Source organism: Holdemanella hominis, from assembly GCF_014306155.1.
Classification (GTDB): domain Bacteria; phylum Bacillota_I; class Bacilli_A; order Erysipelotrichales; family Erysipelotrichaceae; genus Holdemanella; species Holdemanella hominis.
On sequence record NZ_JACRWH010000025.1, the window covers coordinates 21,092 to 27,629 of the forward strand.

A 6,538-nucleotide genomic window follows, 5' to 3' on the forward strand; every position below is an offset into this window, starting at 1 on the left:
CCTAATAAAATTGATACATTGTCGTTGAAATAAAATTTTTATTTGAATCAAAGATTGGTTTTTCAAAACCTTTTGTGTTAATAGCATTTGGAAAATAATCCGGTTCCATACAAAATGCATCATACTTTTTATAAACAACCCCATTTTTACCTATTGTATTTTTTAATGAATTTGATGTATAAAACTGCATTCCTGGCATATCCGAGTACACATCCATATGTATTCCACTTTTCATACTTCTAGTTTGAGCAATTAATCGAAATCCCGTATGAGGATGATCGAGTACATAGTTATGGTCATACCCTTTTTCAATTTGTAGCTGGTGATAATTTGAGTTCAATCTATCTTTAATAAATGAATACTTTGTTAAATCCATTGGTGTATTTTTTACTTCTCTAATTTCACCAGTTGGAATTATATCTTCATCAACGGGCGTAAATGATTTCGCATGAATACAGAACTCTGTAGAAAATATATTTTCTCCCAAATTAAAATATGTATGATTCGTAACGTTTAAAATCGTTCTTTTATTTGGTGTCGCAAAGTATGACAATATCAATCCATTTGTCTCTGTCAACGTATATGTCATCTTTATATAGACTTCGCCTGGAAAACCTTGCTCCATATCACAACTTAAATAAGATAAACATACAGAATTTTCACCAGTGATTTCAAAATCCCAAATCACTTTATGAAATCCATGCTCTTTGTCACTATGAATATTATGGTTTCCTCTATTCTTATCTAATAAATATGTTTTGCCATCCAATTCAAACTTTGCATTGGATATACGATTTACATTGCGACCTACCGTTGCCCCAAACATTGGATGATTATCAAGATATTCTTCTAATGAGTCATATCCTAATACTACATCCTGAAAATTACCCTTTTTATCTTTAACAAACAAGGATATTAGAATAGCACCAAAATTAGTGATTACTGCTTTCATTCCTTGTTTATTCACGATTTCAAACTTGTAAACTTCTTTACCCGATGGATGTATTCCAAATATTTCTTTTTTAACGCTCATGAGCAATAATCTCGTTCACTACTGAATCTTTGATTGTTACATTTTCTTTTTCTAATTTTTCAATTGTAGACTTAAATTGTGGTAAATAATTCTTATGTGCAATCAACAATTCATCCAAAACACGTTTCGCATTTTCTCCCGATGGAATCAATTCATTTAATGTAAATGCTTCAAGTGCCAATCCATAATTACCTGTAACTGCAGCTTCGATTGTACATTCTTCCATTGCCTTCATACATTGAAGCCATCCTCTTTGTGCACTTGGTAATTTTCCCCAAGCAACAGGCATTGCTCCTTTTGCCCCAATATAGCAGCTTACTTCAACAATTGAATCTTCCGGCAATTCTGGAATTGCTCCTCTATTTTTTGTGCTGACAACCATATGAGTCTGCTTATTGTTATAAATCGCATTGATACATTCACACGCTGCATCGCTGTAATAAGCTCCACCACGTTTTGATAACTCTTCTGGTTTATGATCTAAATTCGGATTTTTATATAATTCAAACAATTTATTTTCTGTTTCTTTTACTTGTTGACCACGAGTACCAATTGTTTCATATTCCATCAAACTATGCTCTAACATTTCTTGTTGACGATAATAATATCTATGGTATCCACAAGGAATCATATTCATTTCTCTGATTTGTTCTCCAAAGAAAGGAACGTTATTGATGTTTGCTGGAAGACCAACATCTTTTCCATCCAACATAGCATCAATTACTTTACTTGTTAATTCATTTCCATCTTTATCATATACTTTGTGCCAATGAAAGTGATTTAGCCCTACGAATTGATAAATCAACTCATTTGGATCTACATTTAATGCAATAGGCTCTTTCATCATAGCAATCGTTGGAACATTACATAAACCGATACAACGATCCCACTTTCCGTATTTAATAACTGCTTCAGTTACCATTCCACTTGGATTTGTAAAATTAATTAACCATGCATTTGGACATAATTCTTTCATATCCTCTACAATATCAAGAATGACAGGAATTGTTCTAAATGCCTTAAAAATTCCACCAGCTCCATTTGTTTCTTGTCCTAACATTCCATAAGACAAAGGAATTCTCTCGTCTTTAATTCTAGCTTCCAATAAGCCCACTCTAAATTGTGTTGTAACAAAATCCGCATCTTTTAATGCCTCTCTACGATCAAAGGTTACATGCACTTTTACATCATAGCCTGCTGCATCCCACATACGTTGTGACATTTTGGCATCAATATTTACTTTTTCTTTTCCTTGCTCAATATCTACAAGCCAGATTTCCTTAATTGGAAGTTCATTATAACGTTTAATGAAACCTTCCATCAATTCAGGTGTATAACTGCTTCCGCCACCAATCGTAACAATTTTCAATCCTTTTTCCATAATGTTTTCTCCTTTTCTATTGATAGCTTTAATTTACTTTTTACCCAGTTGTTATTCAATATTCCCAAGAATCGTAGATAGTTTTTTCTGCGCAAAATAAAAAAGATTCAAAAAAATCTGAAACTTTTTGAATCTTTTTAATCCTCTGGTCGATCATCCATATAATCAATTGAATCATAAATATATTTTGTGTTCTTTTTTCTTTTCTCATTATAAATACAACCATACAAAACATCCATAATGTATTGCATGGCTATATGACTTGAAAACTGAGACATTCTATCTCGATTATTTTCAGAATCACTAATCGATAAATGATATGTCACATATTGAGAATAATAATTACTTCCTGCTTTTCCAATTTGTATAACTTTCACACCTTTTTCATATAATTTTTTTACAATTGGCAATATAAATGTAGCCTTTCCCGAATAAGATAGAATAATCGCTACGTGTTTTTGGTCCGAAGCCAATACAGTTAATCTTTGATTATAAAAGCTGCTTGGACAGTTTACACTTCTTCCAATAGTCAACATTTTATCTTGAAAATTTTCTGCTATATTTGAATTATGGGCATGAGTATAAACATCAATTACATCTGCCGAATCTATTAATTGTGAAACTGCTTTGATTTGGTCTAAATCAACATATTCAAATGTATCTTTAATAGCCTTCTCATAAAGTTCTAAAAGCTTAAAAGCTATCTGTCTAGGATTATCCTTTGCCTGAAATGGATAATTCACATTGATATAGGAATTATTTTCTAATAAATCAGCATTTTCTTTTGCGATACTCACTTTTAAATCATTGAATCCATTAAACCCAATCTTTTTCACAAAACGATGAATCGCAGATTTTGATATAAATAGTATATCAGCCAATTCTTGAATCTTTAGTTTCGTAACCGCATCTTTATTATTTAAAATATAAGATGCAATTTCAGACTCTAGCGGTGTCATAGAATCACATAGTTCTATCCTTTTTTCCAATTTCATGTTATACACCTCCAACTATTCCAATAATATCTAAGAATTCTTAAAATATAAAAAGAAAAATTAACAAAAGCATACTATTCACTTTCAAAAGTTTAAAAAATTTCATTTTTTGAAAGTGAGGCAATACTATGAAAACCATTTGATAGTGGTAATTTAAAGATAACCAATTTGGATCGCATTATTTAGTTTTCAAATGAATCCATTACGTCTTTTATTCTATATGATGGACCTACTATACTGACTATATGTGAATGATGCAGTAGTCGATCCAGTATCGCATTTGCTATTACAGGATCTCCGAATATAGTTGACCATTTAGATAGATTCTTATTTGTTGTGATTATAGTTGATCGTTGTTCATATCGTCTTGATATCAACTGGAAAAACAGATTCGCATCTTCTTTATCTAGATTGATATATCCAATCTCATCTATTATCAGCAGTTTCTGGCGCGTAAAAAACTTAAGTCTTTGATCCAGTCTGTTCTCAGATTCAGCACGTTTCAATTGAAGCATCAATTCTTGACATGTGATGAAATATACACTTTTTCTATGCTTTGCTGCTTCAATGCCTATTGAAGTTGCTAAATGTGTTTTTCCAGTTCCCGAGCTTCCGATAAATAGAATATTTTTGTTGTTTTCCATAAATCGCAATGTCGTGTAGTCTTCTATTTCACTTTTATTGATGCTCGGTTGGAATGAAAAATCAAAGTCATTGATTGTTTTCTCGAATGGAAATCCGGCTGTGTGCACACAGGCTTTGATGGCTCTTTTTTCTTTTAGATCCATTTCTTTTTCTGTTAATTCATATAGTGCATCAACAGTTGATTTTTCGCCTGAATTGATCATAGCGATATAGCTTGGCAGGTTTTCTTTTATTGTGAATAATTTAAGGCTTTCTTTATATTAGCTTCACCAGTTGATAACAACAGTCTCTCGAATAATGAAATACACTAATTTGTCTTTTTAGCTCTCTAACTAACCAACTTGCTTTAATTGCTTCTTTTTCATAGAAATCGCTTTTGCCATCATCTGATATATATATATATATATATATATAGTGATTCACAGTAATGCGACCAACTTAAATCTGGTAATTTTGATATTTCAAATAAGAATGCTATTCAGAAATTTAGTTTAAAATATGCATATAACACTTACTTTTTAAAGGGTTTTATGTTAATGTTTAACTGGTGATATAATATGAAATATTATAATGAAATTTTAGATTTAGGTATCTTTACAAGACAAGACATACAAAGAATTATTAAAAATTCAAAAACTGCTGAATCCTTTTTATCTCGTTCCCTAAAAAAAGGATATATTAAAAGAATTAAACAAAATTATTATGTTGCGATAGATATCGCAAATAATACTCCATTTTGTAACAAATATGTTATTGCCACAAAATTAGATAAAAGCAATTATATATCTTATCACTCTGCTTTAGAATATCGTGGTTTAAATAATCAAGTATTTAATGAAGTTGTTTATTCTGGTCATAAAAGAATCAACGATTTTGAATTTGAATATGTTGCTTATCATTTTGTTCAAAGTAAATGTGATCTTCAAATTGAAACAAATTATGATGGTGTTAAAGTAACAAGTATTGAAAGAACAATGATTGATTGTATTGATCAAATAGATTTAGCAGGTGGCATCGAAGAAATTTATCGCGCTTTTGATTCAATTCATAATATTAATGAAGATAAGTTGATTGAGACATTAAAGTTTTATAATAAAAAAGTATTATATCAAAGAGCTGGCTATATTTTAGAGACATTTAAAAATAATTTAGGTATCAGCAATGCTACCCTCGACTATATTCATTCACAAATAGGTTCTTCTAAGTGTTATCTAAATTCTTCTAAAAAAGTAAGTAATACAACATTAAATAAAAAATGGAATGTTTGCGTGCCCAATTATATTTTAACAATATTAAGCAAAGGAAGTGATGACAATGAATTTTAATAAAAGACAACTTCAAAAAGAAGCTGATAAATATCATTATATAAGAGACACTTATGAAAAAGTTATTCGTTTAGTTGATATATTATCTTATATCCGTATGGAGCCTGACTTATTTAATAATTTAGCTTTAAAGGGTGGAACTGCAATCAATTTAACAATCTTTGATCTACCGCGCCTATCAGTTGATATTGATTTAGATTTTACTACAAATTCTTCGAGGGAAGAAATGATGCAAAAAAGAAAAAGAATCAAAGAGTTGCTAGTAAACTATTTAGAGAAAAATGGTTATAAACTTGATAAAGACACTCGTGAACATCATGCTCTGGATAGTCTTAAAGCAAGTTATATTAATGCCGGTGGAAATCCTGATACCATCAAAATTGAAATTAATTATATGCTCAGAGCCCATGTTTATGAACCAGTGATTGTAAAAACAAAAGACTATGGTTTGATTGGTGAAGTGGAAATTCGAGCTATTAATCCAATTGAGATATTTGGAAGTAAACTAGTAGCTCTTATGACACGTTCAACTCCTAGAGATCTTTATGATTTTTTATACATGATAAATTCAAATATATTTAATGAAATAGAAATAAATAAAATGAAGAAATGCGCCGTATTCTACAGAGCTATCAGCAATGAAAATGGTAATTTTGACTTCAATTTGAATAACATTGATTCCATTACACAAAATCATATTAAAAGATTTTTACTTCCTGTTATTAATTCTAAAGAATTCTTTTCATTACCAGAAGCTAAACAAAAAATTATTGATTTCTTTAATGAACATTTTGTATTAAATGAAAATGAGTCTATGTTCTTAGATCAGTTTAAACAAAAGAATTATATGCCTGAACTGCTTTATGATGGCGATGAGTTAAAGAGAATTAAAAATCACCCTATGGCTTTATGGAAAACAAGAACAACAAAGAAACTCTAAGCATCCCTATGGATGCTTCAGACTGTTGACAAAGTGACTGTCGACAGTCTTTTTAAAATCTGATAGAATATCTGTGGCAGAAACGTACTTCATAAACCCAAAAATAGTCGACGTTTCTGCCATTTATTATGCCAAAAATGATATAATTATAGAGGGTTTATGGAGGATATCACAATGGCTATGACTAACAGAAACAATGCAAAATTAGATTGCATGATT

5 protein-coding genes and 1 pseudogene are annotated in these 6,538 nt (G+C 30.3%); 2 read left to right on the forward strand and 4 right to left on the reverse strand.

Annotated elements, in window-relative coordinates; all coding sequences use genetic code 11:
* Position 1 precedes the first annotated feature (1 nt).
* From H8911_RS07005 to istB, 4 genes and pseudogenes are all read right to left on the reverse strand, one after another.
* Positions 2-1,033, reverse strand: coding sequence for an aldose epimerase family protein (locus H8911_RS07005; protein ID WP_118357737.1), 1,032 nt, complete (start codon positions 1,031-1,033; stop codon positions 2-4).
* The gene (locus H8911_RS07010; protein ID WP_186999141.1) at positions 1,023-2,414 is read right to left on the reverse strand and encodes a 6-phospho-beta-glucosidase; all 1,392 of its coding nucleotides are present in this window, start codon (positions 2,412-2,414) and stop codon (positions 1,023-1,025) included. The genes H8911_RS07005 and H8911_RS07010 overlap by 11 nt, the downstream gene beginning before the upstream one ends.
* 137 nt (positions 2,415-2,551) lie before the next feature.
* The gene (locus tag H8911_RS07015) at positions 2,552-3,409 is read right to left on the reverse strand and encodes a MurR/RpiR family transcriptional regulator (protein WP_186999142.1); all 858 of its coding nucleotides are present in this window, start codon (positions 3,407-3,409) and stop codon (positions 2,552-2,554) included.
* 182 nt (positions 3,410-3,591) lie between these two features.
* Positions 3,592-4,296: pseudogene (gene istB, locus H8911_RS07020) on the reverse strand (IS21-like element helper ATPase IstB); the annotation flags it as partial.
* 315 nt (positions 4,297-4,611) lie between these two features.
* Here istB and H8911_RS07030 point away from each other — a divergent pair.
* Both H8911_RS07030 and H8911_RS07035 read left to right on the forward strand, forming a co-directional pair.
* The gene (locus H8911_RS07030; protein ID WP_118357180.1) at positions 4,612-5,379 is read left to right on the forward strand and encodes a type IV toxin-antitoxin system AbiEi family antitoxin domain-containing protein; all 768 of its coding nucleotides are present in this window, start codon (positions 4,612-4,614) and stop codon (positions 5,377-5,379) included.
* On the forward strand, positions 5,369-6,319 hold the full coding sequence (locus H8911_RS07035; protein WP_181990266.1) for a nucleotidyl transferase AbiEii/AbiGii toxin family protein: 951 nt from the start codon (positions 5,369-5,371) through the stop codon (positions 6,317-6,319). Before H8911_RS07030 ends, H8911_RS07035 begins: the two co-directional genes overlap by 11 nt.
* Positions 6,320-6,538 lie beyond the last annotated feature (219 nt).